This is a genomic window from Spirosoma endophyticum, from assembly GCF_900112365.1.
GTDB lineage: Bacteria > Bacteroidota > Bacteroidia > Cytophagales > Spirosomataceae > Spirosoma > Spirosoma endophyticum.
The window spans coordinates 789,700-814,802 of the sequence record NZ_FOLQ01000002.1; the positions used below are offsets into that span (position 1 = coordinate 789,700).

The 25,103-nt window shown below is 48.2% G+C and carries 32 protein-coding genes; 18 read left to right on the forward strand and 14 right to left on the reverse strand.

Annotation, left to right across the window (positions count from 1 at the left end; genetic code table 11):
• Positions 1-5: 5 nt before the first annotated feature.
• The 3 genes from BM202_RS08230 to BM202_RS08240 all read left to right on the forward strand — a co-directional run bounded on the left by BM202_RS08230 (position 6) and on the right by BM202_RS08240 (position 2,883).
• Positions 6-980, forward strand: coding sequence for a TIGR03885 family FMN-dependent LLM class oxidoreductase (locus BM202_RS08230; RefSeq protein ID WP_093824807.1), 975 nt, complete (start codon positions 6-8; stop codon positions 978-980).
• A 50-nt stretch (positions 981-1,030) separates the two neighbouring features.
• Entirely contained in the window at positions 1,031-1,402 is a 372-nt protein-coding gene (locus tag BM202_RS08235; protein WP_093824809.1) for a hypothetical protein, read from the forward strand.
• Between the two features lie 146 nt (positions 1,403-1,548).
• Positions 1,549-2,883: a sensor histidine kinase gene (locus BM202_RS08240; RefSeq protein ID WP_093824811.1), complete on the forward strand. Its 1,335-nt coding sequence runs from the start codon at positions 1,549-1,551 to the stop codon at positions 2,881-2,883.
• Here the strand turns inward: BM202_RS08240 and BM202_RS36605 are convergent.
• The gene (locus BM202_RS36605; protein ID WP_143100658.1) at positions 2,789-3,496 is read right to left on the reverse strand and encodes a response regulator; all 708 of its coding nucleotides are present in this window, start codon (positions 3,494-3,496) and stop codon (positions 2,789-2,791) included. The two genes, BM202_RS08240 and BM202_RS36605, sit on opposite strands and share 95 nt — an antisense overlap.
• A gap of 805 nt (positions 3,497-4,301) precedes the next feature.
• On the opposite strand from BM202_RS36605, the gene BM202_RS08250 reads away from it, so the two are divergent.
• Positions 4,302-4,829, forward strand: a complete 528-nt coding sequence (locus BM202_RS08250) for a hypothetical protein (RefSeq protein WP_093824815.1) — start codon at positions 4,302-4,304, stop codon at positions 4,827-4,829.
• An 82-nt stretch (positions 4,830-4,911) separates the two neighbouring features.
• On the opposite strand, the gene BM202_RS08255 is transcribed toward BM202_RS08250, so the two are convergent.
• Entirely contained in the window at positions 4,912-5,394 is a 483-nt protein-coding gene (locus BM202_RS08255) for a response regulator (RefSeq protein WP_093824817.1), read from the reverse strand.
• Positions 5,395-5,583: 189 nt separating this feature from the next.
• Entirely contained in the window at positions 5,584-5,823 is a 240-nt protein-coding gene (locus BM202_RS08260; protein WP_093824819.1) for a hypothetical protein, read from the reverse strand.
• Between the two features lie 35 nt (positions 5,824-5,858).
• Between BM202_RS08260 and BM202_RS08265 the strand changes: the two genes are divergently transcribed.
• From BM202_RS08265 to BM202_RS08275, 3 genes are all read left to right on the forward strand, one after another.
• A complete protein-coding gene (locus BM202_RS08265) occupies positions 5,859-6,215 on the forward strand; it encodes an SPW repeat domain-containing protein (RefSeq protein ID WP_177236534.1) in 357 nt (118 codons plus the stop codon).
• Positions 6,216-6,330: 115 nt separating this feature from the next.
• Positions 6,331-6,705 carry a hypothetical protein gene (locus tag BM202_RS08270; protein ID WP_093824822.1) on the forward strand — a complete coding sequence of 125 codons (375 nt, stop codon included), beginning with the start codon at positions 6,331-6,333 and terminating at the stop codon, positions 6,703-6,705.
• Positions 6,706-6,831: 126 nt separating this feature from the next.
• The gene (locus tag BM202_RS08275; protein ID WP_245776566.1) at positions 6,832-7,041 is read left to right on the forward strand and encodes a hypothetical protein; all 210 of its coding nucleotides are present in this window, start codon (positions 6,832-6,834) and stop codon (positions 7,039-7,041) included.
• Positions 7,042-7,067: 26 nt separating this feature from the next.
• Here BM202_RS08275 and BM202_RS08280 read toward each other — a convergent pair whose 3' ends face one another.
• The 4 genes from BM202_RS08280 to BM202_RS08295 all read right to left on the reverse strand — a co-directional run bounded on the left by BM202_RS08280 (position 7,068) and on the right by BM202_RS08295 (position 9,491).
• Entirely contained in the window at positions 7,068-7,976 is a 909-nt protein-coding gene (locus tag BM202_RS08280; RefSeq protein WP_093824824.1) for an LEA/WHy family protein, read from the reverse strand.
• A 70-nt stretch (positions 7,977-8,046) separates the two neighbouring features.
• The gene (locus BM202_RS08285; RefSeq protein WP_245776567.1) at positions 8,047-8,358 is read right to left on the reverse strand and encodes a hypothetical protein; all 312 of its coding nucleotides are present in this window, start codon (positions 8,356-8,358) and stop codon (positions 8,047-8,049) included.
• Positions 8,355-8,657, reverse strand: a complete 303-nt coding sequence (locus BM202_RS08290; RefSeq protein ID WP_245776568.1) for a DUF2231 domain-containing protein — start codon at positions 8,655-8,657, stop codon at positions 8,355-8,357. The genes BM202_RS08285 and BM202_RS08290 overlap by 4 nt, the downstream gene beginning before the upstream one ends.
• 204 nt (positions 8,658-8,861) lie before the next feature.
• Positions 8,862-9,491 carry a DUF4142 domain-containing protein gene (locus tag BM202_RS08295; protein WP_093824826.1) on the reverse strand — a complete coding sequence of 210 codons (630 nt, stop codon included), beginning with the start codon at positions 9,489-9,491 and terminating at the stop codon, positions 8,862-8,864.
• A gap of 500 nt (positions 9,492-9,991) precedes the next feature.
• On the opposite strand from BM202_RS08295, the gene BM202_RS38710 reads away from it, so the two are divergent.
• Positions 9,992-10,114: a hypothetical protein gene (locus tag BM202_RS38710; protein ID WP_262507668.1), complete on the forward strand. Its 123-nt coding sequence runs from the start codon at positions 9,992-9,994 to the stop codon at positions 10,112-10,114.
• 50 nt (positions 10,115-10,164) lie between these two features.
• Here the strand turns inward: BM202_RS38710 and BM202_RS08300 are convergent, their stop codons facing one another.
• The gene (locus BM202_RS08300; protein ID WP_245776569.1) at positions 10,165-11,298 is read right to left on the reverse strand and encodes a spore photoproduct lyase family protein; all 1,134 of its coding nucleotides are present in this window, start codon (positions 11,296-11,298) and stop codon (positions 10,165-10,167) included.
• Positions 11,299-11,889: 591 nt separating this feature from the next.
• The gene (locus BM202_RS08305) at positions 11,890-12,183 is read right to left on the reverse strand and encodes a response regulator (RefSeq protein WP_093824828.1); all 294 of its coding nucleotides are present in this window, start codon (positions 12,181-12,183) and stop codon (positions 11,890-11,892) included.
• 439 nt (positions 12,184-12,622) lie between these two features.
• Here BM202_RS08305 and BM202_RS08310 point away from each other — a divergent pair, with 439 nt between their 5' ends.
• Positions 12,623-13,291: a TetR/AcrR family transcriptional regulator gene (locus tag BM202_RS08310; protein WP_093824831.1), complete on the forward strand. Its 669-nt coding sequence runs from the start codon at positions 12,623-12,625 to the stop codon at positions 13,289-13,291.
• A 41-nt stretch (positions 13,292-13,332) separates the two neighbouring features.
• Here BM202_RS08310 and BM202_RS36610 read toward each other — a convergent pair whose 3' ends face one another.
• Entirely contained in the window at positions 13,333-13,545 is a 213-nt protein-coding gene (locus BM202_RS36610; protein WP_177236536.1) for a response regulator, read from the reverse strand.
• Positions 13,546-13,569: 24 nt separating this feature from the next.
• On the opposite strand from BM202_RS36610, the gene BM202_RS08315 reads away from it, so the two are divergent.
• The 3 genes from BM202_RS08315 to BM202_RS08325 all read left to right on the forward strand — a co-directional run bounded on the left by BM202_RS08315 (position 13,570) and on the right by BM202_RS08325 (position 15,519).
• Complete coding sequence (locus BM202_RS08315; RefSeq protein WP_093824833.1) at positions 13,570-14,094, forward strand: hypothetical protein; 525 nt, start codon at positions 13,570-13,572, stop codon at positions 14,092-14,094.
• Positions 14,095-14,238: 144 nt separating this feature from the next.
• The gene (locus tag BM202_RS08320; RefSeq protein ID WP_093824835.1) at positions 14,239-15,135 is read left to right on the forward strand and encodes an SDR family oxidoreductase; all 897 of its coding nucleotides are present in this window, start codon (positions 14,239-14,241) and stop codon (positions 15,133-15,135) included.
• A 24-nt stretch (positions 15,136-15,159) separates the two neighbouring features.
• Positions 15,160-15,519, forward strand: coding sequence for a hypothetical protein (locus BM202_RS08325; protein ID WP_143100661.1), 360 nt, complete (start codon positions 15,160-15,162; stop codon positions 15,517-15,519).
• Positions 15,520-15,528: 9 nt separating this feature from the next.
• On the opposite strand, the gene BM202_RS08330 is transcribed toward BM202_RS08325, so the two are convergent.
• Positions 15,529-16,305, reverse strand: coding sequence for an OBAP family protein (locus BM202_RS08330; protein WP_093824839.1), 777 nt, complete (start codon positions 16,303-16,305; stop codon positions 15,529-15,531).
• Positions 16,306-16,718: 413 nt separating this feature from the next.
• Here BM202_RS08330 and BM202_RS08335 point away from each other — a divergent pair, with 413 nt between their 5' ends.
• Both BM202_RS08335 and BM202_RS08340 read left to right on the forward strand, forming a co-directional pair.
• Positions 16,719-16,898 (forward strand): hypothetical protein, encoded by a 180-nt coding sequence (locus tag BM202_RS08335; protein WP_093824841.1) that lies wholly within the window; start codon positions 16,719-16,721, stop codon positions 16,896-16,898.
• Positions 16,899-17,205: 307 nt separating this feature from the next.
• Entirely contained in the window at positions 17,206-17,688 is a 483-nt protein-coding gene (locus BM202_RS08340; RefSeq protein WP_093824843.1) for a response regulator, read from the forward strand.
• A gap of 36 nt (positions 17,689-17,724) precedes the next feature.
• Here the strand turns inward: BM202_RS08340 and BM202_RS08345 are convergent, their stop codons facing one another.
• Both BM202_RS08345 and BM202_RS08355 read right to left on the reverse strand, forming a co-directional pair.
• Positions 17,725-18,537, reverse strand: coding sequence for a response regulator transcription factor (locus BM202_RS08345; protein ID WP_093824845.1), 813 nt, complete (start codon positions 18,535-18,537; stop codon positions 17,725-17,727).
• 838 nt (positions 18,538-19,375) lie between these two features.
• Positions 19,376-19,762 carry a hypothetical protein gene (locus BM202_RS08355; RefSeq protein ID WP_093824848.1) on the reverse strand — a complete coding sequence of 129 codons (387 nt, stop codon included), beginning with the start codon at positions 19,760-19,762 and terminating at the stop codon, positions 19,376-19,378.
• 512 nt (positions 19,763-20,274) lie between these two features.
• Here BM202_RS08355 and BM202_RS08360 point away from each other — a divergent pair.
• Both BM202_RS08360 and BM202_RS08365 read left to right on the forward strand, forming a co-directional pair.
• The gene (locus BM202_RS08360; RefSeq protein ID WP_093824850.1) at positions 20,275-20,856 is read left to right on the forward strand and encodes a Crp/Fnr family transcriptional regulator; all 582 of its coding nucleotides are present in this window, start codon (positions 20,275-20,277) and stop codon (positions 20,854-20,856) included.
• Positions 20,857-20,994: 138 nt separating this feature from the next.
• Positions 20,995-21,717, forward strand: a complete 723-nt coding sequence (locus BM202_RS08365; protein WP_245776570.1) for a hypothetical protein — start codon at positions 20,995-20,997, stop codon at positions 21,715-21,717.
• A gap of 45 nt (positions 21,718-21,762) precedes the next feature.
• On the opposite strand, the gene BM202_RS08370 is transcribed toward BM202_RS08365, so the two are convergent.
• A complete protein-coding gene (locus tag BM202_RS08370; protein ID WP_093824854.1) occupies positions 21,763-22,017 on the reverse strand; it encodes a hypothetical protein in 255 nt (84 codons plus the stop codon).
• Positions 22,018-22,430: 413 nt separating this feature from the next.
• Between BM202_RS08370 and BM202_RS08375 the strand changes: the two genes are divergently transcribed.
• Entirely contained in the window at positions 22,431-23,342 is a 912-nt protein-coding gene (locus BM202_RS08375) for a sugar phosphate isomerase/epimerase family protein (RefSeq protein ID WP_093824856.1), read from the forward strand.
• A 171-nt stretch (positions 23,343-23,513) separates the two neighbouring features.
• A complete protein-coding gene (locus BM202_RS08380; RefSeq protein ID WP_093824858.1) occupies positions 23,514-25,103 on the forward strand; it encodes a glycoside hydrolase in 1,590 nt (529 codons plus the stop codon).

Below are 25,103 nucleotides of genomic sequence, written 5' to 3' on the forward strand. Positions count from 1 at the left end.
AAGCAATGAGCAAGATAAAAATTGGTTATCACGCATCTCACGAGCAGTTTACCCCCAGTACTTTACTCAATTATGTACAACGGGCGCAGCAGGCAGGCTTTACGGCCGCTTCCTCTTCTGACCATTTTCATCCCTGGAGCAACCGACAGGGCGAAAGCGGTTTTGCCTGGTCCTGGCTGGGGGCCGCTTTGCAGGCTACGTCGCTTTCCTTCGGGGTGGTGAATGCCCCCGGTCAGCGTTATCATCCGGCTATTATTGCACAGGCTGCTGCTACGCTGGCCGACATGTTCCCCGATCGGTTCTGGATGGCCGTTGGTACCGGGCAATTGCTCAATGAGCACATCACCGGACAGCCCTGGCCAGCTAAAGCTGACCGCAATGCCCGCCTGAAAGAATGTGTCGATATCATCCGGGCTTTATGGGACGGGCAGACCGTCACGCATAAAGGCCTCGTGACCGTAGAAGAAGCAAGGCTCTATAGCAATCCCGACAAAAAACCGCTGCTGTTTGGGGCCGCTTTGACCAGCAAAACCGCCGAATGGGTAGGGGGGTGGGCCGACGGACTGCTGACCATTTCGCAACCGCCAGAACAACTTCGGGAGGTTGTAGATGCTTTCCGGCGGGGCGGGGGAGAAGGAAAACCCATGCATTTGAAAGTACAACTCTCGTATGGCGCTACGGCTGAACTTGCCCGGCAGGGCGCTTATGACCAGTGGCGGGCGAACATCTTCCCGAATTCGGTGCTGACGGACCTGCGCCTGCCCGAGCAGTTCGATGAGCTGGGCAAGCTGGTTAATCTACAGGAAGTCGATAAAATGGTCCGCATCTCGGCCGATACCAGCCAGCACCTTGCCTGGTTGGAGGAAGATATTGCATTGGGATTCGAACAGCTTTTTCTGCATAACGTTAATCTGGAACAGGAACGGTTTATTGATGATTTTGGCCAATACGTAGTGCCCAGCCTGATTAAGGCAACTTAGGTCAGGCTACGTACTGCCTGTTTACTCAACACCTTAAAAAGAGCCATTTTATGAGTTATAGGACAAAAAGTAGCTGGATACTTTTGCTCGGTTTGCTGGCCGCCTGCGACACGGGCGTTCGGGAGCTGGATTTCGTTAGTAAGCAGTTTTCGGCTACCTACAATATCGATTCGACCCGCGGTCTTGATAGCACAACCTTAGCTAAACTCATGGCCTCGAAGGCCGTCTATAATTTTGGCGAAGATGGAAAAGGAGTGAACCATGTTCAAATGGGTATGGTATCAAAAGATACGCCGTTTCGCTGGAAGGTTGAAAAGGATAGTCTACTTATCGGTAACCAGGCCTATGCTGTTCAACGGCAGGAAAAGGGTTTTATCCTTAAATCGGATTCGGCCAAGATTATGCTCAGCAAACAGCCTTGATATGTTAATAGGCAGTTATTTGAATAAAGTAATCTTTACGTAGCGTGCTGTTTACGCCCACCGAATTAGTGGCGTAATCGGGGCTAGGGGTGGGGTAACCTCCACTCAATTCACGTTGAAACTACACGCGCTAAACATTAAAAGTCATGGGTACTCAAGCTGCGGATCACCAACAGGCACTTGATGAATTGATCGCCTATTTATTTAATCGCAGAGAGACGTTGTTGAATAACTGGCGAACGACCTGCGAAGCTGACCCCGCTCTCAAGAAAATTGCATTTCTGAGCCGGGAAGAATTCAATAACCTGATGCCGACTATCCTCGACTCACTTGAGCAGCTATTACGAGGCAATAAGCCGGAAATCAGCCCCATCGTAGCGGCCCAATCGCACGGTCTACAGCGCTGGCAAAAGTCGCAGGAGTTACCCAGCTTACTGAAAGAGTTCAATCATTTGTCTGTCATCTTATTCGACGAATTGAAACTATTTCGCCAGTTGTTTCCTAAGGTAGACCCTGATGTTATTATACAGGCCCAGCAACAAATTATGGTGCTGATGAATGAAACCATTGGTGGCAGTATCAGTAAACACGATGAACTCCAGCGGCTGGAAGCGGCTAACCGGGCGGCTAGTCTGGAACAGGCATTACAGCAAATGGAAAACCTGTCCCGACAGCGGGGGGATTTGCTACGTACCTCTTCCCACGATCTGCGTAGTGGGCTGGGGTTGAGTATGGGCGCTGCTTATCTGCTGCAGACCGAGGACTTAAGCCCCCAGGAAAGGCAGCAGTTCGTCGATATGTTGAACCGCAACCTGGCCAACGTTCAATCATTACTGACGGGCTTGATGGATCTGGCTCGCCTGGAAGCCGGTCATGAGCCCCTTCAAGTGGAAGAATTCGATGCTGCTCAATTACTAACGGAGTTAGTCACTGGTGTTCAGCCTTCAGCTACCGAACGAAACCTTATTTTGCGGGCCGATGGCCCAGCCTCGTTGGTTGTCAAAATGGATCGGCTCAAACTGTACCGGATTGCCCAGAATCTACTGGTCAATGCGCTCAAGTATACCCCATCCAGTGCCGAGCGTCCGGGTATGATATCGGTATCCTGGTCCACCGAAAACGATTGGCGATGGGGTTTCAGTGTTCAGGACTCGGGGCCTGGTTTACCGGCCGGTTTGCTGGACCAATTTCACAAGCAGCTTAAACCCGTTGTTGAGCCCACCAGTGTCCTGTCGTCCGATGAAAGTCAGCCCGTCATGGCCCAACCCAGTCAGGACCATCAGCTACCGCCCGATCTATTAGCCGATCAGTCGTCGGCGTCCCTGCGAGACAAGGGAGAAGGGGTTGGCTTACAGATCGTAAAACGACTTTGTGAGTTAATCGGCGCTAGTCTGGAAATTGAGAGTATTTCTGGTCGGGGGACCTTGTTCCGGGTGCGCATGCCGGTTCAGTCTTCGCAGAAGGCTGAAGCCCCCAAGTAACAGGTAAAGTCACGGATTCCAGCCAGGACCGGCGTAGCCGTTCGAAATACGTATCCCATTGGTGCATATCGGTGGGCTTACGGTAAAAGCTGCTGGCACCTGCCTGGTAAGCCCGGCGAATATCGTCGGGATTATCCAATGAACGCATGACCAGAATAGGAATTTGCTGGGCCGAATAAGCCGCTAATTTGGCCTGTATTTCCTCTCGCAGGTCTAAACCATCCTTAAGTAAAGGGAGGTATAAGTTTTGACGAATCAATGTAGGGAAGATCTGGGGTTGCCTTATCGACTTGTCAAGGTAATCCAGTGCCTGTTGGACATTGACCACACGGTGAAAGCTAACAGCGGGCAACTGCCTTTTGAACATCAGGCTGACAATCGTCCAGAAATCGTCATTGTCTACTATAATAAGGAGTACAGTCTGCTTCGCAGTATTGCTGGCAGATTTCGCGCTGGCGTCAGGCTGAATACGTATAAGAATAGTAGTAGAATTATATTTTTTTATTAGAAAAGTTTTTTCATTACTCCGGAAAGCTCGCTTATAGACCTCATACGCGTATATGTCCACCTGAATGTCTAACCAGGGCGCGTTGCCTAACTTGTTAAAATACATTTTTAACTTAGTTGAACAGTCATCGGTTCATTGATGAAAGCCAGCCTTCTGATAACGTATAGTGTATGAGGAGAAGCGACATAAAGAAGTTGAGCGCCTTTGTTAAATGAATTCAGTACGTATACTAAATGAAATACGAGCGGCCCCCCAGGGGACTGAATAAACAGACTGACGCAGCATATTCACCAAAGCATTACCTATAAATTTGATTCATTAATTTTTCCAGATTACAACAACTGTCAACCCATGAAAAGCATGAACCAAACGCCACCTCCTCCATCCAAGCCTGACCCCTCAATCACGCCTGAAACACCTGCTAAAGCTGAGCCAATACCTAGACCAAAACGACCACGAATCAAGAAGAATAGTTTACAGGGATTTAGTTTTTAGACTGACGTTTTATAGGGATTAATTAGCTGTGAGTCAGCCATATTATGGGTAATTAAAGCCGGAAAGTTTAAAGGTAACCAAGTCTGGTTCTACCAGTCGCAGGTAGTTGATTTTCTAAAATTCATGGTTAAAGTTTGCCTTTATTGATTAAAAGGTAACTTGTTTTTTAGAAGGATTTAATTCTATTAAACTATTGCATAATCTATGTATGAATTTTGTTAATTTATTTGAGTAAATACTATATTTGGGAACCGTAGATTAACGAGGCTGGGAGTCGGTTGTAAAGTAGTCGAACGATGAGGGAAATTAAGGCTACAGTTACAACCTTTGGTTAAGCCCTGTCTTTCACGATCGCCCTGCTTTGCTTTACGTATACCTATTGCTCTGTTGGTAATCAGGACTAATAATTGTCGCTATGATACTTTTTTTTAGTGGAACCAGTGAGGGAATCCAATGTATGCATGTTGGTTACCCAATTACCGATTATGAGTCGGCTTTTGAGCTATTGACTCAGTTGGTTGCTGATCGCTGGATCTTAGAGGAAGCGGTAATTATCGATGAAACAAGTCGCATGGACGTACCTCTTGAAGCGTTTGATGGCCAACCGATTCAAGAGCACATTCGCGCGTTACAACAGCAATGGCAACGGATTTTGTCCCCTCTGCCTGTTCCCAACAAACCGCCTGTCAAACAGCGGATGAAAGATTGGCACGTCCAGATGGAGGTTTACTACGATAACATGATCAGTTATTTAGAGAAAATGATGTCACTCCTTAACATTCAGCAGGCACGAATTGCCGCGTGTCCCAAGGAATCGGTACGTATTCACATAAATGATCACTATGAAAGGCTATTAAACAATAGTCGATATATGCATAAGCAAGCAAAAGAGAGCCGTGAGCGAAATGGCACCAGGTTAAACAACCTCAAAAAAGACCATTGAATGATAGTCAGAGATTTGTTTGTCTGCTCTTTAGATCAGGCTTCAATAGAAGCCTGACCGTTCGTCGTGTGTGACTTTTTAATCAGAGCTTGTATTGTAAAGGGGGTAACGTAACGGTTTCCCACCAGTAGGTACGCAATTCCTGAAAATAGGCGATCCAGTCCTGAAAATCAATGGGTTTTATCAGGTAGGAAGAAACGCCCAATTCGTAGGCTGTCCTAATGTCGGTCTTATTGATGGATGCACTCAGCATGACAATTGGAATTCGATCGCATGGAGAAGGCATTCGTTTGATTTGCTGGAGAAGATTCCAGCCGTCGCTATTCTCCGGCATGTATAGGTCCAGTAGTATCATTTTCGGAATTTCCCATTCCTGGGTTTGCCATTCCTCCAGTAAAAGCAGAGCTTGAGTGGTTTCAGAAACCCAGACGACGGTCACCTCCGGAAGAACCTCCTGCATAGCTTTTTGAATCAGCAGCCACTGGTCATTATTATCGTCAATGACCAGTATTTTGGCTTGCCTGAAGTTTGCTTTATTTTCCTGATAACTATCATTGCTTTTCATAACACGAAGGGAGAGTGTACTAAAGTTCAACAACTTATTGGCCAGATAGTTATAATTAATCTTATTTCAGAACGATCAATCCAGTTAAAAGCCGCACCTACGACGCAGATGCGACTTTTAACTGGACTGATCGTTGGCTGTTTTAGAGCAGCAACTGGTAATCGATCCTCTGTTGATAACAGGTTGACACTAATCGCTCTCCTCTACCTTAACCAGTTTATCGTATAAGCCCAGTAGCAGGAAAGGCGCTGCCCATTGGCCTATGAATAAACTTTTTTTGGGGTTGCTGGTAGTCTGTAAATAGGCCGAAACGCCCATAGAAGCCAGGGCAGCCCACAAAAATAGATCTGAGGGAAGTTTAGCGGTTTGTTTTTCAATTGCTTTAGCTACGGGACCTTCTTTGTGTGCTGGATTTTCCGAAGTTGCCATAGTAAACTTAGTAAGGTGAATACATCCATTACGTTATGAAACCAATTCCAACCAAAGTCCATGGCCTGCTCGATTACACGACCGGGGCCTTATTTATCGCGTCGCCCTGGTTGCTTGGCTTCGCCCGCAATGATGCAGCCCGCCGGGTGGCTGTCGGCACGGGTGTCGCCGTATTAGGGCTTTCGGCACTGACAGACTACGAAGCCGGACTCGCCAAACGAATACCGATGGCTACGCACCTGACCGTCGATACGATGACGGGTGTATTCGTCGCAGCTTCTCCCTGGCTACTGGGTTTTGCCAAACGGATTAGCTGGCCACACGTTACGTTCGGTTTACTCGAATTAGGGGCCGGTTTATTGACTCAGCGCAAGCCTACTTACGAAAAATAAATACGAATCGACCGGCTGACTGCTCCCCATTACCTCACTTCCCTGAATAAAAGGGCTTTGCTGAACCAGACGGTCAGTTTACTACGTGCGAACAATGCATAAACTAAACCAACGTATGAAAGCGATCCTAATGACGGTTGCCCTGCTGGTAATGATGACTTCCGTGAGCGCGTGGGCTCAATCGGGTGGTAACCAGCCCGACCGACGACCGACACCAACGGCTGAAGGGGTATCCAGTTCCACCTCCCGACAAAGCGGCCAAGCGGCCACATCCGGGCAAAAAAATGGCTCATCGATGGGCTCGGGATCAACCCGGTCTCAATCAGGCGCTGGCAGTGCCGGTACTGGTGGCCAGTCTACTGGCACTACGTCCGGTCAGGGTAGTAAGGGGAAGGGCAAGAAAGTCAATCAACAGGCTGCTGGCGTTCCGACCAATGGTGGTTCGACTGGTACTACTGGTAGTGCCAGCAAATCAAATCGCAACCAGTAAACCCTGGAATGCAGGTGTTTTTAGTACAAACGTTCACAAAACAACACAGGTTGTGCGATATACCGTCTTCGGGCAGGTCCCTTCGCGCAACCCGGTTTGTTTTTCGGCCAATCCCGAAACGGCTGCATGAAAAGCTGGATGGAACAGCGGCCCGATATGTACCGAAAGATTATGATTGCCGAAGAGCTAAAATGGGAGATACGGGATAAGCTGGATCAGGCGAACATCAAGGAACGGGTGCTGTTTCCGGGCCTGAACGGCTGGTTACGAAGGAAATACATGCAGCCCGCGGGTCAATCACTGAATGAGCCTGGCAGAAGCTTATTCAGTGATTGACCCGCGGGCTGCATGCTGATCCGGATTTAATCTTTCTTGAAGTCGGCCAGTGTACCCCGGATTACAGTATGCATCTTGCTATTTTTGAACGCCAGGTTCCCATCCTTGTCGATCAGTTTACACCGGAGTGTGACCAGAAAAGGCGTGTCCTTTTTGTCAAACAACATCTTGGGCAATAACCCCAGCGTCTGGCCGGGTTTCATCGTAACGGGAAATACGACGGGCGTCGTTGCCTGCTTTTTAATTAAAATCGGCTCGGGCTGATCACCTTCCGCGATTTCTTTTCCGTCGATTGACACTGTGTAGTGCGTATCGGTAAAATTAAAGGGAAACTTGTTCTGGTTAGTGATGGACACTTTCGCGGCAACATCCGTACGTTTCAACCCCAGTTTGCCAAAATCAATATCTTCAATTTTGATCTTTGGCAGGTAAAAGGTCGGCAGCCGACGCGTAATGGTTGGATGAAAGGTACGCTCACCCAGAATTGGTATGTCCAGGTCAAAGCGGCTCCGGACGGTATAGGTCGTGCTGTCGATGTCTTTTTTGTCTAACGTCTTTAGCACCTGCATAAGCTTTTTATTGAGCACGACCATCGGTAGAGTTACGAACGTACTATCGCCTGATTTTACCTCAATTGGCTTTTCATAGCTATCTTCGATGATGGGCGTATTAGCCATCAAAATCGTATAGGACAGCCGCCGGGCTTTAAAACCGACTGGTAAAGGGTTGTCGATGAGCATCTTCACATTCATTTTGATCCGATCGTCATCAATATCGGTAATCTCCATTGTGCTCATCTCCACGCGGGGTTTGAGGGTATTGTCGTAGGCACCCCCTTCGGCCTCGGCGTTATTCTTTAGTCGGCTATACCAGATATAGGCGCCAGCAATACCAATCAGCAAAAGTGTTAAGGCAATAATCCATCCTTTTTTCATACCGTTATGTAGTCGTTTGTGTAGTGCGTTTCTTATAATTGGCCCATCAACCCCTAATCGCCCACCTGTTTCAGATACAGCAAATGAGCCAGGATGCCATGCAGGTTAGCATCCGCTCCTGCGCTTCCGGAAACGTAGCAATGTGCAACTGTGTATGCTCATTCTCGCCTTCCTTGCCCGTCGACTTACCGTCCAGTGCTTTAGTATCGGCTAAAGCCATCCACTGTTCATAGGAAAAGAAATAAAGGGCTTTATCACGGGTAGCCGTAGCCGAAAACAAAGGGCGCGGATCTATGCCGTTGATGGTAAGCTGGTTTGCTTCCAGATGGCGATGCCAGTTCTGGTATTTGGCCGTCTGGTTGAGTGGTTTTGACTGACTCATGCCTGGTGGGGTCTATAAAGCAGCAACACCACTACGTTGCCTGCCCCATGAATCAGACCGATCCGTTTGGCGCGTGTAGAGGCCGGGATCGCCAACCAGTCAATCCAGCCGGGAACCGCAGCTACCATACCGACAATAAGTCCAGCTGTAATCATCCAGTAAGCCACCCGAATCATATCCGGGTTGTCATTTAGTAAATACGCCCCATCGAAGATGACGGAAGTCGCCAGCAGACCCATCGGAAAAACAATGAGAATTGGATGAGCCGGATGCGCAGCCAGTTTTGCTTTACTTTCCATGCCTTTACAGTTTAACTGACTAACCGCTCGTCGGCTTGGGTGGTTGGAAAGGCCCGGCTATAGTGAGGTAAAGGGAAGCGCAGCCTTGCGGAGATCCTAAAAAAACAGGCCATTTCGTAACGAAATGACCTGTTTTTGCTCAATAAATTATGCCTTCGAAAAGGAAAATATAAATGCCGCGTGGCTAATTTACTTCAGCTTGATTTACATCTTACCCTCAATCTGCTGGGCTACTTTCAAATGTGTTTTTACGAGCGGATGGGCGGCTTTGCCGATTCCTTTCAAGCTGGCATCCGATGCCGTCGACTCAACCGTTGACATCACTTTGTCGAGTTTTTGATGGCCTTTTACTCCGCTTTCATCCATGTACATTTTGTCCAGCGATGCGCCGGAAGCGCCCTGTAATTTAGTGATCATGGCCTGCGTCTCGGCGTCGGGTCCCGATGGTAACGTAACGCCTTTGGCACTGGCAATCTCCTTTAATTTTGCCGACAGGCCGGTTTGCTCATCAACTTCGGCCTGCGCAAATTGACGTACTTCCGGGCTGCTGGCTTTTTGTACCGCCACCCGACTGATTTCCAGTTGCATCATGCCGCCTTTCGCAACTTCCATCATCAGGTTCTGATCGGCGCTGGAGAGCTTGGCCGGAGTTGCCGGGACCGCACTTACAGCGGCTGCCCCTTTCTGATTCTGGCTATCGAAGTTAGCCTTGGTTTCCTTACCGATCATGTTGGTCGTACCGGCATTCATACTCCCGCTGTTCTGTTGAGCGAACGTAGCGCCTGTTGTAATCAGGGCCAACATCAGGCCCAGGCTCATTGATTTGGGTTTCATAACGTGCACTAATTTCTTTTGAATTAAGATAATGATTTGCTGGGTCTAACGCCTTGTTCTTTGCGTTTGTTTAGGATTGTGTTGTCCTTACAGATAAAGCATTATGATCGGGCCGTTGCCTAATTTTTGCGTCAATTACCAGCCAGAAACAGAAATAGACACCCGTTGCCTGGCAATGAGTCGACAAGGTATAGACAACTGAACGAGCAAGCTACTCCACTTGTAGTTCAGGCTCCCGGAACGGATCAAGTTGTGTAATAAGGGGCAGTTGAACGGGCTTGCCCGTCAAGGTCAGTCCAGCCTACGACGCTCAGCCGTTGCTGCTCAAGGCTCGTTAACAGGGTTGGTCACTACGTCTGTGTTCAACATTAAGGCAGCTTGTGATTGGGCAAAACCCGCACGGATAATGCAGGTGATGAACTGTCCGTACGGGTTTTGAGAAATCCAGCGAATGAAACGGCATTGGTAGAGATTGCGGAACTGAAAATCAATCAATTGGAATGCAATTGTACGATGCCTGTGGTCGATCAATCGGGCAGGCGACCATTCAGAAAGCCGGACGTTCAGAACGACAACGCGTCGACCTTCGGCAGCAGGTACCCTTCTGTTGCACACAACCGTAAACGATCAGCTCCAAACGGTGAACTTGATGAAGCAGTAAGGTATAAGCTTCTTACGTCCAGTAGAGTACTGGTGCGTTTGGGAAACGCTTCTGCCACTCGGCGTAAAAGAAAGCCTTCATTTCCTTCATCTCCTCGGGGCGATACACGTACTTAGTACCACCGAACTTGTTGCGCTTCTCAGCACGCGTCGCTTCGTCCATTTCCAGCGATGTGTTCGGGTACCACTGCAACAATACGTCTTTCGAGCCAGGCGTAAAGCGGTGGCTAATGAACTCAACGTTCATGTCGCTGGGGAAATCGATGACCTCGGCGATGCGGTCGAGCAGGGCTGTGTACTGTTCGCGCCAATCGGGAATGGGCATGATGGGCGCAATGACCAAGCCAATCGGGTAGCCACCACCGCCCAACTCCTTCGGCAGAGCCAGTTTTCGTAGCGCCTGCAACCGGGCCTCTACCGAAGCCGTGCCACCCTCCAGACGCCGGGCTACTATGTCAGCGTTGAGGCTGAAGCGGGCGCGGGTATGCCCGTTATGGGGGAGGTCGAGCAGGCTGTCTACCAAGTCGTACTTGGACACAAAACGCAGATGACCCATCGGCCGCGTTCCGTAATATCGGATGCACTCGGCCAGACCACCGGTCAGGTGCTCGATGCCCAGTACGTCGGTGTAGCAGCTAACCTCGAAGGTGGTTGGTCGGTTCGCGTCATTGCCCTGCCAGCTCCGGTTGGGTGGGTAAGTACCTTCGTAGGTAGCCGTTTGGGCGAGCATCTTAGGTAGGTTCGCATAGGCCCGCACGACGGGTGGACCAGCCAGACTACCGGCTAAATAACAGTAGTGGCAGTGGGCCGGGCAGCCTTCGGCCAGATTCATCTGCCAGTCAGCCGAAGGGGGAATGGGCTGGAGTTTGAAGGCGCTCGGTGGCGCGTTCACAATGGCTAAGGTATTTTTGGCAATACGGTACGTCTCGCGCTCATCCGCCCCACGCAGCCCGGTGATGCGGTTATTTTTGGCGATTTCAATGGGCAGGTCGAGGGCTGAAATGCGCTCGTAGATGGCCTGACCATAGGGCTCTTTGAGGGCATCGGCCGTAAAAACGACCCGCTTGGGCATCCACAGACGAGGTGACTTGATCAGGGACTGAACGGCTGGTTTAACCGACGAAAGGGGCATTGATTCAGGCATCATAACGGAGTAGAAGAGCGGGTAACTACTGAGCCGAAAGGCGCGTTACCCGTATAGATTTATAACATAACTAGCCCTTGAATAGCTCCCGTATTAAGTAAATAATATGACTTTATAAGAGATTGATTATGAGTAATTTATAATATTATTAGGGGTTGATTTTGCTATTTTTTAACGTGCCTGATACGGCTCCGGTGTTTCCGCAATTCAAGAAAATAGAACCCATTGTGCAGCACTATAAACGTAGTGCCGCATACCTTAACGCGGGTTCTACTTTTTACCTACTCTTGCCGGAGTTTCACGGATGAAAGAAGGCATTGGCTGGAGATGTTATGAGGTATGTTCTGGTTTGGCATTCTGACCGGACTGGCGTACCTGTGAGGGCTATTAGTTCAAGGGCCTCTGGCCCATTTTAACCATATCTGGTTGTCTGCGGCCAGAGACCGTTAAAAAATAGCCCTCACGTATTTCTACTGAAGCATTTAGCCTTTTAAAACCTGCAAGATCCGTTTTTGCAATGCATAAGTTGAAAAGTTACTACTGTCATTCAGGTGATCCGTCGGTTGTGAAAAATATACTGGGTTAACTACCGCTTTAGCTTGAAGGGCGTCCGGGGACTGGATAAATGGGCAGTACATCCTGATCCCGCAAGAATTGATACTGACTCCGGCATAGATTAAGCCACTGGCTCAGCTCCAAGGGTTTAACCAGATAATAGCTGGTATGGGCTCGGTAAGCCTGCTGAACGTCCGCAGGGGCAGCCGATGAACTCATGACCAGCGTTGGAATCTGCTGATGACCACTCAATAACTGATGAATATCAGCCAGTAAGCCCAATCCATCCGCTCGATCGGGTAGATATAGATCCTGTAATAGCCAATTGGTCATCGATCTACCCTGCTATGTAAACGCCGGATTCGGTTGATGGTTTATCTGTCAGGTTACAAGTAAGCCTACGGTCTGCTAATACGGATATCATTTCTACGTAACGGGTTGGCAATGGAACATCTCCCGGAAGGGGCCTACTACGGCCTAGCAGCTTTTAACGTTTAACCCGTTGTAAATCAGGAAGGAATTAGCTTGATGAATTGTGGGGACTGCGCTGCCCTCATTAGGAAGCAACCGGTAGCAGAGTCGCCTGACTTGCTTAATTGAAATGCCATTAAAAGGTATTGTGTGGACCGTTTTCTCACTAAGACCTGCTCCTCAGGCTTAGTTTTTCTAATCCACTAGTTAGCCACTTACAGAGTTGATCAGGGAGGTTGCTACGTAAAAAGGTAGTTACTTGCTGGCTTTAAAAACCCTATGCTAACCTGCTGACACACAGATGGACACAAATCAACGCAATCGAGCCGCTACGACCCGGCGCATCGTGGACGCTTTGGAGCAAATTCTTAGTACCGATGGGCTTGAAGGCGTTGGTGTCGGGACCATTGCTGAAAAAGCTAACGTGAGTAAAGTACTCATTTATCGCTACTTCGGGGGCATCGAAGGCTTACTGGAATATTATGTGCGGCTGGGACGGCTGGTACCACACCTCACGTCTGCCCTGCTGGAACAGATACAGCCCGTTCATCCACAGGATCTGGCCACCATCTGGTCAACTCAGGTGCTGAAACTCTTTCGTCAGTTTCGGGCGTCCCGTCCAGCTCGTCAGCTACTCAAAGCTACCGTGAAAGAGAAGGACCCCAGAGCCGAGACAATCAGTAAAAATCTGGATAGTGAACTTACCAGCCTGGTTGAGCAACTGCCTTTTGTGGAAGGCGGTGATCACCTGGCAGCCTCGGCGGTCATTCTGAGTGCTTTGTCGTACCTGACGATTCAGGCTCAAAACGACCGGCCTGTGGTTGGTATCGATCTGCGGAGTGAAGAAGGCTGGCAACGAATTGAAGAAGCTGTCAAGTTGATTTACACCGCGTTGAATAAAGTGGCCATGGAATCTTCCACGACCCGGATGGTCCTTAAACCAGCCAGTGTAGTACCTGGCCTCTGGTAAGTAGGCGAGTCAAAACACTGACTGACAGGTAGTTATTTTCACTACGTCTGGGGCAACGGGAATGCTTCGAGCCATTCTTTAGGCTTCGCGGGTTTGACGATATATGAATTGCCGGAGTAGTTAAATATGTCTCCCATATCGTCGGAATCAGCAGACCGACTCAGGACAATTGCTGGGATTTGCTGATAAATCCGATGGGACTTCAGGCATTGTAAAACGCTCAGTCCTGCTTTCGCACTCGGTAAGTGTAACAAAATCAATTTGGGTAAGTCGTCGAGATGATACTATTTGTCAATGGAGTTAACGACGGGATTTCATGTACTGATGTTGGATTCTGGGTTAGCGATCATGAGTCGGCATTCGAGCAATTGACCCAATTAGTAGCGGATGACTGGGTGCTGCAGGAAGCCACCGTTGTCGATGGAGCGGACCGCCTGACTGTGCCCATTGATGCCTTTGACGGCCAGCCGATCCAGGTGCATATCCGGGCTTTACAACGGCAGTGGCAACTGCTCCTGTCCAGCCAGCCGCTACCACCCAACAGGCTTTGCGATCAGCAACTGAAAAGTTGGTATATGCAATTGGAGGCCTACTATGATGATATGCTTACGTATCTCGGGAAAATGATCTCGATGCTGGAAATGAGAAAGACGTTACTGGCTACTTACTCCGATGAATTTATAAAAACTCGTTTGGGCAGGCAGTGCAAGGCATTGCTTGATATTAACCGTCGGATGTTCAAACAGATAAAAGCAAGCCGTCAAAAAAACAGGCTCCGACTAAGCCAGATCGAGGATGAATAAAGTTGCCGTTCGCGTTCTGATACGTTCGAGGGGCAACTAACCGGGCCATTGCCTAATTGCCATGCCGATTCATTAGCCTACTGCGTAACGTACCTGGTTAAGCTGATTAGTTATCTTCCTGAGTGCAAAACTAAATCAGTAAACATGGTATCAACAGACCTTACTCAACTTCAGGACCCGCGCCAGCAGTACCCGGCGCCCCCCTACGATCAGCAACAACCGATAGATCCTCCCGGTCAGGACGCGCAGATGAACCCCAAGCCCGATTATGGCGAACAGTCCTACAAGGGCAGTGGCAAGTTAACGGGCCGTAAAGCGCTGATTACGGGAGCTGATAGTGGTATTGGCCGGGCTGTAGCTCTGGCATTTGCCCGCGAAGGAGCCGACGTATTGATTTCCTATCTTAAAGAAGAAAAGGACGCGCAGGAAACGGTACGGTTGGTAGAAGAGTCGGGCTGCAAGGCGCTGGCCATAAAAGGGGATATTCAGGACGAAACACATTGTCAGCAACTGGTTCAGCAGGCCATTGACGAATGGGGCCAGTTGGATATTCTGGTCAACAATGCCGCGTTTCAGAGGACGCATCAGAAAATCACCGAGATGCCTTCCGATGAGTTTGAGCAGACATTCCGCACCAACGTCTTTTCAATGTTTTATTTGTGCAAAGCCGCCATGCCACAGATGAAGCCCGGTAGTTCGATCATTAATACGACATCGATTCAGGCTTATCAACCCAAATCCCAATTGCTGGCCTATGCCGCGACCAAAGCCGCGATCGCTAACTTCACCAAAGCACTGGCCGAAGAGGCTATGGAAAGTGGAATTCGGGTCAACGCTGTAGCGCCCGGCCCGGTATGGACGCCCCTGATTCCGTCGACAATGCCTCCTGAACAGTTCAAGAAATTCGGAGACGAAAGTTACCTCAAACGGGCGGCTCAACCGGTTGAGCTGGCGCCCGTTTATGTCTTGCTAGCCTCGCAGGAAGCGAGTTATATTACCGGGATGATTTATGGCGTAACGGGTGGCAAACCCATGGTGTAGCGGTTTTCTGACTTTTCCTGCCGAATGACCTTATGGTTAGTCAATCCAGAACGTCAATACAGGCTTATGATTCTCGGTGCTGACGCGGACTTAGAACCGCTGTTGGAACGTATTGGCGATGCCTACTACGTATGGCTGGGCGAGGCTTCGCATGGAACACACGATGCTGATACGCCAGCCGATGTTCTGGACGTACAGCTCGGCAATTTCGTAGTTGGCCAACCTGGATGTGGGGCAACTACTAAATTGCCGAGCTGGCCAACTGGATGCGTCAGCACAACAGCCGAACGGCGAAAAAGGCTGGTTATTACGGCCTCAATGTATTCAGTCTGTGGGAATCGGTGGAGACGCCCATCAGGTGTTGCAGCGACAGCACGACCCTAAGCCGTTCCGCTAGTGCCGCATCGGTGAAGCATGACCATGGCCGGTCTGAGCGGTCTTGTCGATTTTCAATTGTCGAATGTCACCCTGTTGCCAGGCATTGGCATCGGGTTGTATGATCGGAGTCGGGATGTCGGCCCGCTTTTTCTTTTTTTCCTCGCTGGAAATGTTGAATCGTTTATCCCGGTCAGCCACCAGTTTTGGATCAAGCATGCCGTCTTTGGTGAAGCCCATCATTACTAATGGATGGCCCGTGGGCAGGGTTAAATCCTGGTCCGTATGCCAGGTATGAAAAGTCTTGCCGTAAGTAGAGACTAATTTTTCCATCAGTTCATGTTCCGCTACGTCGGGAATGCCAGGAGCAATCAATTCTCCCGACTTCACTTCATAAACATGGCTATGCCAGAGCTTCTTTTCCTCTGCGGGCAGTGTTTTAAATAGCTTTTCGGAGACAATGTACTCAACCCCCATGATTTTGGCATTCTCCCCATTGCCATCGTAAATAACGCACTGGGTCAAATCCTCATTGATGGGGGTGCAGTAGTGATGCGCTTCCATCTGCATGGTAGGATCACCGTTGTAAAAATGAAACCCATCCAGATACATGTTCAGTTTTACCAAGGGTGTTTTCTGCTGAAGTAAATCCGCTCCGGCTTCCAGTGCCTTCGTCTTTGTCGTTTTTTCGACACCCGGCGATTGAACATTCGACGAGGTATTGTTGCCACCGCATCCCTGAAACAAAAGGAAAGTCAGGAGCAATAGAGCATAGTGGGACGTAGCGTTTATCATGAGTTTGCTGGCTTTACGAACTTAACCTGGGGTGCAAAAAGAACAGCATGGAAAACCGCGTTTAGTGAGAAAATGGACTCTTCAATCGGCTCCTGGCGCCATACTTTCCTGCCATTGACAGCTACCTGTTCGTTAGGCCCGTACTCTTAAACTTTCGGTATTCTCTTGTTAGAATTTACAGACGATAGGTTGGATAAACCTGTTCTTCTCCAAAGAAGAGTTACTTGATTATACTAATCAGAACAGCTAATTGAAGAAGCGGAAACAGGTCTGGTTTTTCATTTCAACGTATAGCCATATTATTAAACTTGGTGTCTAAAAACGAGCGGGCTGAAAAGCAGCTTCGCTTGCGCCACCAGCATAGGCTCAAATAGCAAAACCAGTCAGCAACCGAAGACCACATCCGGAGCGATATGGAAAACAAACACCAGCAGGAAATAAAGCAATTACGTGTCCAGGCATTTCTTTTCAGTGATCAAAGCAAGCTGATCCAGCAGCAACTCCAGGAACTGGCTGATTGGAGAAACGAGAACCAGTTCATATGCCAGGCCATTCGAGCCCGCCAGCGTCAGGAAATCAGTACGTTACAATAACAGGGATGTTTAACCATCTCCCTTCTGACCCCTAAATCCCCTGAAGGGGACTTTGCTGGTGCTTAGATAAAGTCCCCTTCAGAGGATTTAGGGGTCAAAGGCCTCCCAAAAGCTGGCATTACGTTATCTGCGTAAAACCTCAACTAGATTAGTTTTCGATCGGGTGGCCGATGTCGGGAAATGGGCTAGATTATCACAAAAATACGGGCTTGACAACTGCTAGTAGTTAATTTTATTCTTTTAGGGAAAATAGACTATTTAATTGATAGATTATGCTTAATTTAGCATACCCCTATTAAGTAAATGTATGCCAATAGAAACTACGCATAACCGGCTTCGCTATAATGTTAAACAGGTTAAGGTCTTGGTCATAGAGGACAGTGCTGATCATTCGGTGCTGATGAAAAGTGCTCTGCAACAATGTATTCCGGAAGTAACTGCGGTTTTTGTCGATAATTCAGAGGAAGCCCTGGAGCTACTCAATGAGTGGAGCACACAGGAATGGGAACTGCCAAAATTGATTTTTCAGGATTTGTACCTGCCTTCCCGGGAAGATGGATGGCATTTGCTGGAGCAAATTAAAACCATGTCTCCATCCTGTAATCGGGTTCCGGTGGTTATGCTGAGTTCATCCGATGATCGTACCGATATCGTTGACGCTTACATTCGGGGTGTTGCCTCGTATCTGGTGAAACCTACTGATTATGCCGACTGGCTTACGTACTTCAAGGAGTTGCGTACCTATTGGATTGATACGGTTACACTTCCTCCTGTTCAGTTTTCTATTTAGCAGATACTATTCTTCACGGTAACGCAAGCTGTTTCGTTACTGACCCATACCGGGCAAGGTGACGATATGCAGCCAGAACTGGCAAATGCGTTCAATCATTTGCTTGAAAAATCTGTATTCTGTTGGCATCGAAATAACGGAATTGGCCTGATGCTGATAGCCGTCAATAATCAGTTGGTCAGTTGGCGAAACCAACAAAATAACCGGAATTCGGCTGAGATGGCTATCCTCTTTGAGGTGCCGAAGCGTATATAATCGTTCCATCGTTTTCGTTCGGGCGTCCATTAGAATCAATGTTGGATATTCCTGTTCTGGGAGCGTCTTCAAGAGCTCGGGAAGATGCGTACTCTGCTGGTTCGTATACACTTGACAAGCTGACCACTTTTCTCTGATAATTTCTTTCGTCATCAAGGCTTTCTCTTTTTCATCCGTAATGAAAAAGATGGAAAACGCTAGCAGATCAGACGGCTGGACGGCCTGCGGAGAATCAGGCGCGTACAGGGAATAATCCGTTTCTTCCGCAAACGTATTGTCTGGCAGACAACTAAAGGATTTTATCACCTGAGGCCAGCGACGACGACTGACCGGAAAGACCTCGCCACTGTCTAAATGGACTTTGCCCGCCATTTTATTACGGGGGGGATGATCCAGACTTTTTACATAGGCTGGATTCAGCAACACAGTTTTATGGACCCGGATAAAATCGGGCAGCTGGCTTTCCAGGTAGCTGATAGGTTTGGCCAGCAACTTTTTTTCGCCATCCCGAAAATGAATCCAGCAATAATTATTAGCTCCCGCGAAGTAAGCAATTCGCTCCGGGTGTTGAAGAGCCGGTTTGATAACGCTCATAACATAGTAAGTTTCGGAGCGTTCCTGACGGAAGCTCCAGTCTATTCAATGATGCGGCAGTAGTGGCTGACGCTATCGATTTAATCCATATTTGCCAGCTTAGGAACCAACAGGTCCGTAGCTTCGAAGAGTCCCCACCCACGATCAATAATTGAGCGGTTATCGTATGCTTTTGATGGAGCAAGACCAGCGCCTGAATAACCGTAGCGATCCCTTTTCGAGGCACCAGACGACCAAGTGGCAACAAAAGGGATGTCTGCGGACCCCGTAAAATCATTAACGTAACTTACCCTCAGCAATGAAGGGTCAACCCAACGGTTCATTTTATGAGAAAACGGAACATTTTATAAGACAACGGACCCTGCTGCTCCTAAATGGATCAAATACCTGACGTGTTAAATCCGTTTGCTCCCGTTCGCTGTTGGGGTTCTTGATTTACCTAAACCAACAACCAAGCTCAGCATTAAGTGAAAACAATTTTATGTAACCACTGAACTTCTTAATCTGGCACATTCAAGGAGCCTACCTAAGCGCTATAACTCAAACTATTCATAACTGGTACGTACACGTACCGACCAAAGCTGGTGGGCCGGAAGGCTATGTCGGTTGTGGAAAATATTCGACAATGCCCCATACGTGCGGGAGATTCCGGCAGAAGCGGTGTGCAATCTTGATCTGGACGTAGTGAATTGCCAGACATCCCGTAACTATGAACAGGCCCGTTTCGAGATTCTGTCAGCAGATCAAGGATATCACCAAAAACATGGAAATTAGATTAATTATGTGAACCTGGCACCCCGTTTGAGAGATAGCTTGAAACTGCTTACTGACTATTGCCCTACAGAACCGTTATCGATCGGCTAACCGTTGTTGGCCTGGGTGTGGTAATGCTGATGGTACGTACTTCCATCTCAAGCCCGTTGGATATCTTAAGTGAATAATATCCATCTGCCAAATCGGTTATGTCCATACTAATCCGGGCCATTGTCTCGGAGGGCTCAAGCGTTTTATCAAAATATACATTACCCCGCTTGTCAACGAATTGAATAGACACCGACCCGCCGAGTTGTTTGTCTATGTTCACCCGCAGTTTAGTGCCCTGAGCAGCCAGATATACACCCGTCTGGTAGTGAGCCAGTTCAGTAGGTCGATTTTTTTTGCGGGGTTGGGGATTCGCAGGTCCCAGACTGATCGACAGGAGAATAAAGAGGACTAATGGGCTCATCAACGTAACTAGTTAAGGGTTTGAGGATGGTCAATTGTAACCCTTAAAAGACAGGCAAAAAAACGGAGCGGAGGTATTTTTGGATAAAAGGTTGCTATTCTCCATAGCTGGTAGGGACCTGTTTCTATCAGCACCAGTAGTGTAAAATGGCCCTAAATGACTGGGTTGATATTTTACGTCAGGTCAATACGTTCTCGGTCGTGGGTTATACTTAATAGCTTATGAATGAGTTTATTTACACTTAATTTTCCAAAACATGTACGATGACGGAAACCTTTGATCCAATGAGCAGACGAATCCTGGTAATTAACTTTCCATTTCGTTGATACGGCGCTGAGTAAGCGCCGTTCTATTAACCATTAGCCGCGCCACCGTCAGACTTACGGATGCGTTCTATTTAAATGTCTTATTTGGCTTGTCAAAAGTAGATTACCGCTGATTATGTCAAACCCTAACCGGAAAACTATTGACAGGTAACATCTAACGATATATAGACCATAAGCGACCAGAAAATGGATAAAGAACCACTACGAAATTACATTCAGCATAATTCGCCTGCCTCCCGACAAATAGTCGAAACTATTGCCGAATATTTTGAACCCTGCGAGTTTGCCAAAAATGACTTCTTTCTTAAAGAAGGCAAAGTCAGTACCGATTATTTGTTTCTAACCGAAGGCTTAATGCGCGCCTTTAGTTTTGATACAGAAGGAAACGAAGTTACTACGTACTTCTATCCTAAAAATAGAATGGTGTTCGAGGCAGCCTCTTTTTTTACGCATGCTAATTCCGCAGAAAATATTCAGGCAGTTACCGTTTGTAAAGGTTTTACGATAACCTTCGAAAAATTAAATGAGCTCTTTCATTCCATTCCCGAATTTCGGGAATTTGGCCGATTAATGTTGGTGAGGGGATTTGTTGAATTTAAGCAGAGAACACTCGCATTAATTACCAAGCGTGCTGAAGAGCGGTATAAAGATTTGATTAAGTCTAACCCGGAAATCTTTCAATACGCGCAACTAAAGCACATTGCTTCCTATCTCGGCATTACGGATACCTCGTTAAGCAGGCTACGAAAAGAGTTTTCAAAAAGATAAGATAACACTCATTTCTTGCCATTTGATAAGTGCTTTTAGTTGAGTTGCTGGTTCCTTTACATCGACAATTGAATCGAAAAATAGCAAGTCATTTTCTAACCAGGACAAGCAGGGGCAACGCTTCGAGCGTCTTGGTTATTGACGAAATTCAACAACGAGCAAACTGAAAATAGAATGGAAAATTTACCTGCCTATGTCTATTTAACCTTTACCGCTACTGTTGTAGCTGCCGTTTGGTTATTCTATAGGGCCACTAATTATTCAAGGTTATTTTTAGTCACAATCAGTGCCTGGATAGTACTTCAGTCGGTGCTCAGTAGTATAGGATTTTACAATGATCCGGCATCAATGTCCTCGCGATTTCCATTACTGCTTTTACCGCCGTTTATCTTTTTGGTATCGCGCTTTTTTACTGCGCAAGGCAAACTATTTATTGATAGCCTGGACATTAAAACATTAACTATTTTTCACGTAATCAGAATACCGGTTGAACTCGTGTTATTCTGGTTGTTTGTTCATAAATCAATTCCAGAAGCCATGACGTTTGAGGGTAGAAACGTTGATATACTATCCGGACTGTCAGCGCCACTGATTTACTACGTTGGCTTTGTAAAAAATAAACTTGGTAAATCCGTACTGGTTGCCTGGAATGTAGCCTGTCTTGCCTTGCTACTAAATGTGGTGATCACGGCTATAATGGCCTTGCCAGTACGATTTCAGCAATTTGGCTTTGAGCAGCCTAATCTAGGTATTGGCTATTTCCCATTTGCCTTGTTACCCGCCTGTCTGGTGCCTTTAGTGATGTTTTCAAATTTAGCGGCCATTCGCCAATTGCTTAGGCCGAAGACCATCACTGTTTAAGGCAAATAGATAGGAAAGTGGCTGCCCATTCCCCCTGACTTCATGTTAGACCTCCTGATACTCCTCCTTCGAAACAGACTCAGCCATAACGTCTACCTCAGCGCGATTCAAGAGCCGATGGGCTGCCCAGACGGCCAGTTTGATACCCACCAGAGAAAACCACAGTACTAGTGCATCGACTAATAAGAGCAGCAGTACAGCCATGGTAGTAGAAACCTGATAGCGGCTAAGCAAATCCCGCTCTGCATAGAAGACTATGAGCAACAGGGCTGTTATGGGAAGAATTAGTAGCGCTTTCATGTGAACGTTGTGTATATATTCACCAATGTACTTAGAAGAAAACAAACGAACAAACTATCATACGAAAGAATAGTCTACTCTACCGGTTACGCTGATGGAAGATTGATGATCGTCTGGCGAAATATCGCTTGCGTACACCATTCTCCTTCTTAGCCAAAACCTCCATAATCATATACGTCGGCGGGCGCAATGTGGATTTAAGGTTTCGCTAAACTCCAGTTAGCCGTTATCGAAGACTAAAATAATACAGCCATGTCAAGGGATTTGCCACTACAGGAGTAGACGCAGATTAGGCCTCGGCTATTTACTGGCTGGATCAGCCCGGCGTGGCCGAAATTGGGATGTACAGCGGTAAGTTTAGACGCCTTATCTCTTTTGTCTTCATACAACTTCCTGTAGTTGGTCGTAGCCCCATGAATCCATTCGAAAATCATACCTCAAGAAGAAACTTTATAAAGCAAACCACCGGTGTTCTGGCCGGAATGACCGTAGCAAATGGACTGGCCCAAGCTGCTATCCTTGAGGCACCTACTGCCGGATTGACCCTGCCATTGGGCGTTTGTACTACGTATGACAAAGCCGATTTATTGAAAAAACTGGGGTATTCATTTGTCGAGGAAAGTGTCGGTCGTTTTCTGATCCCGGATGCGGGCGGGGATGGACAATACGAAAAAAATCAGTCGGCTCTGAAGACCGAAAACTTTCCGGTTCGATCCTACATATACTTTTTTCCGGGCAAGCTAAAATCCGTGGGGCCAGACCTTCACCACGAGGCTATTCTACAGCGGGCCGACCTGGCGCTCAAACGTGCGAAGGAGTGTGGCTCGAAGAATATCGTATTCGGTAGTGGTGGCTCGCGGGCCATTCCCGATGGGTTCGACCGGGCTACAGCCAAAGCGCAGCATATCGCGCTCTGTCAGAAGATGGCTCCCTTGGCCGAAAAGCACGGCGTTACGTTGGCGGTGGAACCGCTGAACCGGAGCGAAACGAATTTCATCAATAGCCTGGCCGAAGGCGTCGAAATCATTCGGGCGGTCAACAATCCCTGGTTTCGGTTGCAATGCGACATCTACCACATGCTCAAGGATGACGAAAAACCCGAAGAGATCGTAAAGTATGGTGAACACATTGTGCATTGTCACATGGCGGAAAAACAAAGCCGGACCGCGCCGGGTGTGAAAGGGGATGATTTCAGGCCTTATTTGCGCGCGTTAAAACAGATAAAGTATCAGGGTGGCCTATCGCTGGAATGTAACTGGACGGATTTTGATGCCGAAATAACCCGTGGTATAGCGGTCGTTAAGCAACAGTTGTCAGAGGTTTGAGCGACTGCGCTTCGCCAAAAATTCAGTCTCTATAGATTCCCGGACCCGCCCGTGCGGCAGATTCTACTAAATTAGATTCTATTGTTGCTGATTATCAGCGCTATGGAATCAACTGCGCGGGCGGCCCCAAGAATCCTTTAGAAAAGACCTAATTACTTCACTCTTTTTGCGATGAAATTTCTATCCTTAACTGCCTTCCTCAATCTTAGTCTGCTGACCAGCGCGAGTCATCACGCTACGTTCCCTGGACCGGTTCGGCCACTTGCCCAGCCGGTGACAGTCAACCTACAGGAGGAATTCCAGACCATTCATAGCTTTGGCGCATCCGACTGCTGGTCGGCGAAGTTTATTGGCATGTGGCAGGACGAACGCAAAAAGAATCAGATCGCCGATCTGTTGTTTAGCCTGGATACATTGGCCAATGGGCAACCTAAAGGCATTGGGTTATCGCTATGGCGCGTGAACATCGGCGCGGGTAGTTATGAACAGAAAGATAGCAGTGCCATCCGGGATGAATGGCGCCGGGAGGAGTGCTTTCTAACGCCCGATGGTCGCTATGACTGGAACAAACAGGCTGGAAGTCAATGGTTTTTGCAGGCAGCCCGGCAGCGGGGCGTTCGCTATACGCTGGGGTTCACCAACTCACCGCCCGTACAGATGACCCGCAACGGCAAAGCGTTTTCGCCGGGGGGTAAAGCAATCAATCTGAAGCCGGGCGCGTTGGAGCCCTTCGCCGATTTTCTGGCGAACGTAGCGAATCACTTCAAGTTCGATTACCTAAGCCCCATTAACGAACCACAGTGGGACTGGACAGCGGATAAAAAAGGGAAAGCCGGTCAGGAGGGGACACCCGCCGAAAACACCGATATTATGGCGGTAACCAACGCGTTATCGACAAAACTTGCCGCCGGCAAAGCCAAAACGACGGTAGTGATGGGGGAAGCGGGCCAACTTGATTTTTTGTATGGCAAAGCGGAAAGTGGGAGAGGAGATCAACTGAATTACTTTTTTGCCCCGAAGCAACCCGGTTCGTTAGCCCAGTTGCCCAACGTTGAACCCATCTGGGCGTACCACAGCTACTTCACCACCTGCCGGGATTCTACCTTGGTAACTGTGCGTCAACAAGTGGCTCAACGGGCCAGATCGGTTGGGAATCCGCAGCTCTGGCAAAGTGAGTTTGGGGTTTTGGGCGACATCTGCGGGCAATACAACGGCAACCCCCGCCATACCGACATGGACTATGGGCTGTACGTGGCCAAAGTAATTCACAATGACCTGACGGTGGCTAACGTTACGTCCTGGCAATGGTGGCTGGCGATCAATCCGTACAATTACAGTGATGGACTTGTATACATCAATGGACCCGATGGCGCCTATAAACAGCATGACAACGCCCGGCAGGATGGACAGGTCGTTGACTCGAAACAACTTTGGGCATTCGGCAATTATGCCCGGTTTATCCGGCCAGACATGAAGCGGGTCGCTGTTCGCATTGGCGCCAGCAGCAACCCGGTAGCAGAAGCTGGTCAGTGCATGGTTTCTGCCTACAAAGATCCTGGTCGTAAGCAGATCGTGCTGGTTTGTATCAACATGACGCCTACTGCTACCGATATTCCGCTCAGCGGTTTGAAAGTCAGGAATGATCGCTTCGTCAGTTACGTAACGACCGGTGCCAAAACGTTGAGTAAATCCATCGTTTCCACAAACCGTATTCAGTTGGAACCGAAATCGGTTACTACGTTGATTGGAACGTATCAGTAG

Excerpts from the sequence above, each read along its gene's own strand:
- BM202_RS08230 (WP_093824807.1), top strand. The coding sequence starts at position 6 with ATGAGCAAGATAAAAATTGGTTATCACGCATCTCACGAGCAGTTTACC.
- BM202_RS08235 (WP_093824809.1), top strand. The coding sequence starts at position 1,031 with ATGAGTTATAGGACAAAAAGTAGCTGGATACTTTTGCTCGGTTTGCTG.
- BM202_RS08240 (WP_093824811.1), top strand. The coding sequence starts at position 1,549 with ATGGGTACTCAAGCTGCGGATCACCAACAGGCACTTGATGAATTGATC.
- BM202_RS36605 (WP_143100658.1), bottom strand. The coding sequence starts at position 3,496 with ATGTATTTTAACAAGTTAGGCAACGCGCCCTGGTTAGACATTCAGGTG.
- BM202_RS08250 (WP_093824815.1), top strand. The coding sequence starts at position 4,302 with ATGATACTTTTTTTTAGTGGAACCAGTGAGGGAATCCAATGTATGCAT.
- BM202_RS08255 (WP_093824817.1), bottom strand. The coding sequence starts at position 5,394 with ATGAAAAGCAATGATAGTTATCAGGAAAATAAAGCAAACTTCAGGCAA.
- BM202_RS08260 (WP_093824819.1), bottom strand. The coding sequence starts at position 5,823 with ATGGCAACTTCGGAAAATCCAGCACACAAAGAAGGTCCCGTAGCTAAA.
- BM202_RS08265 (WP_177236534.1), top strand. The coding sequence starts at position 5,859 with ATGAAACCAATTCCAACCAAAGTCCATGGCCTGCTCGATTACACGACC.
- BM202_RS08270 (WP_093824822.1), top strand. The coding sequence starts at position 6,331 with ATGAAAGCGATCCTAATGACGGTTGCCCTGCTGGTAATGATGACTTCC.
- BM202_RS08275 (WP_245776566.1), top strand. The coding sequence starts at position 6,832 with ATGAAAAGCTGGATGGAACAGCGGCCCGATATGTACCGAAAGATTATG.
- BM202_RS08280 (WP_093824824.1), bottom strand. The coding sequence starts at position 7,976 with ATGAAAAAAGGATGGATTATTGCCTTAACACTTTTGCTGATTGGTATT.
- BM202_RS08285 (WP_245776567.1), bottom strand. The coding sequence starts at position 8,358 with ATGAGTCAGTCAAAACCACTCAACCAGACGGCCAAATACCAGAACTGG.
- BM202_RS08290 (WP_245776568.1), bottom strand. The coding sequence starts at position 8,657 with ATGGAAAGTAAAGCAAAACTGGCTGCGCATCCGGCTCATCCAATTCTC.
- BM202_RS08295 (WP_093824826.1), bottom strand. The coding sequence starts at position 9,491 with ATGAAACCCAAATCAATGAGCCTGGGCCTGATGTTGGCCCTGATTACA.
- BM202_RS38710 (WP_262507668.1), top strand. The coding sequence starts at position 9,992 with ATGCAATTGTACGATGCCTGTGGTCGATCAATCGGGCAGGCGACCATT.
- BM202_RS08300 (WP_245776569.1), bottom strand. The coding sequence starts at position 11,298 with ATGATGCCTGAATCAATGCCCCTTTCGTCGGTTAAACCAGCCGTTCAG.
- BM202_RS08305 (WP_093824828.1), bottom strand. The coding sequence starts at position 12,183 with ATGACCAATTGGCTATTACAGGATCTATATCTACCCGATCGAGCGGAT.
- BM202_RS08310 (WP_093824831.1), top strand. The coding sequence starts at position 12,623 with ATGGACACAAATCAACGCAATCGAGCCGCTACGACCCGGCGCATCGTG.
- BM202_RS08315 (WP_093824833.1), top strand. The coding sequence starts at position 13,570 with ATGATACTATTTGTCAATGGAGTTAACGACGGGATTTCATGTACTGAT.
- BM202_RS08320 (WP_093824835.1), top strand. The coding sequence starts at position 14,239 with ATGGTATCAACAGACCTTACTCAACTTCAGGACCCGCGCCAGCAGTAC.
- BM202_RS08325 (WP_143100661.1), top strand. The coding sequence starts at position 15,160 with ATGACCTTATGGTTAGTCAATCCAGAACGTCAATACAGGCTTATGATT.
- BM202_RS08330 (WP_093824839.1), bottom strand. The coding sequence starts at position 16,305 with ATGATAAACGCTACGTCCCACTATGCTCTATTGCTCCTGACTTTCCTT.
- BM202_RS08335 (WP_093824841.1), top strand. The coding sequence starts at position 16,719 with ATGGAAAACAAACACCAGCAGGAAATAAAGCAATTACGTGTCCAGGCA.
- BM202_RS08340 (WP_093824843.1), top strand. The coding sequence starts at position 17,206 with ATGCCAATAGAAACTACGCATAACCGGCTTCGCTATAATGTTAAACAG.
- BM202_RS08345 (WP_093824845.1), bottom strand. The coding sequence starts at position 18,537 with ATGAGCGTTATCAAACCGGCTCTTCAACACCCGGAGCGAATTGCTTAC.
- BM202_RS08355 (WP_093824848.1), bottom strand. The coding sequence starts at position 19,762 with ATGAGCCCATTAGTCCTCTTTATTCTCCTGTCGATCAGTCTGGGACCT.
- BM202_RS08360 (WP_093824850.1), top strand. The coding sequence starts at position 20,275 with ATGGATAAAGAACCACTACGAAATTACATTCAGCATAATTCGCCTGCC.
- BM202_RS08370 (WP_093824854.1), bottom strand. The coding sequence starts at position 22,017 with ATGAAAGCGCTACTAATTCTTCCCATAACAGCCCTGTTGCTCATAGTC.
- BM202_RS08375 (WP_093824856.1), top strand. The coding sequence starts at position 22,431 with ATGAATCCATTCGAAAATCATACCTCAAGAAGAAACTTTATAAAGCAA.
- BM202_RS08380 (WP_093824858.1), top strand. The coding sequence starts at position 23,514 with ATGAAATTTCTATCCTTAACTGCCTTCCTCAATCTTAGTCTGCTGACC.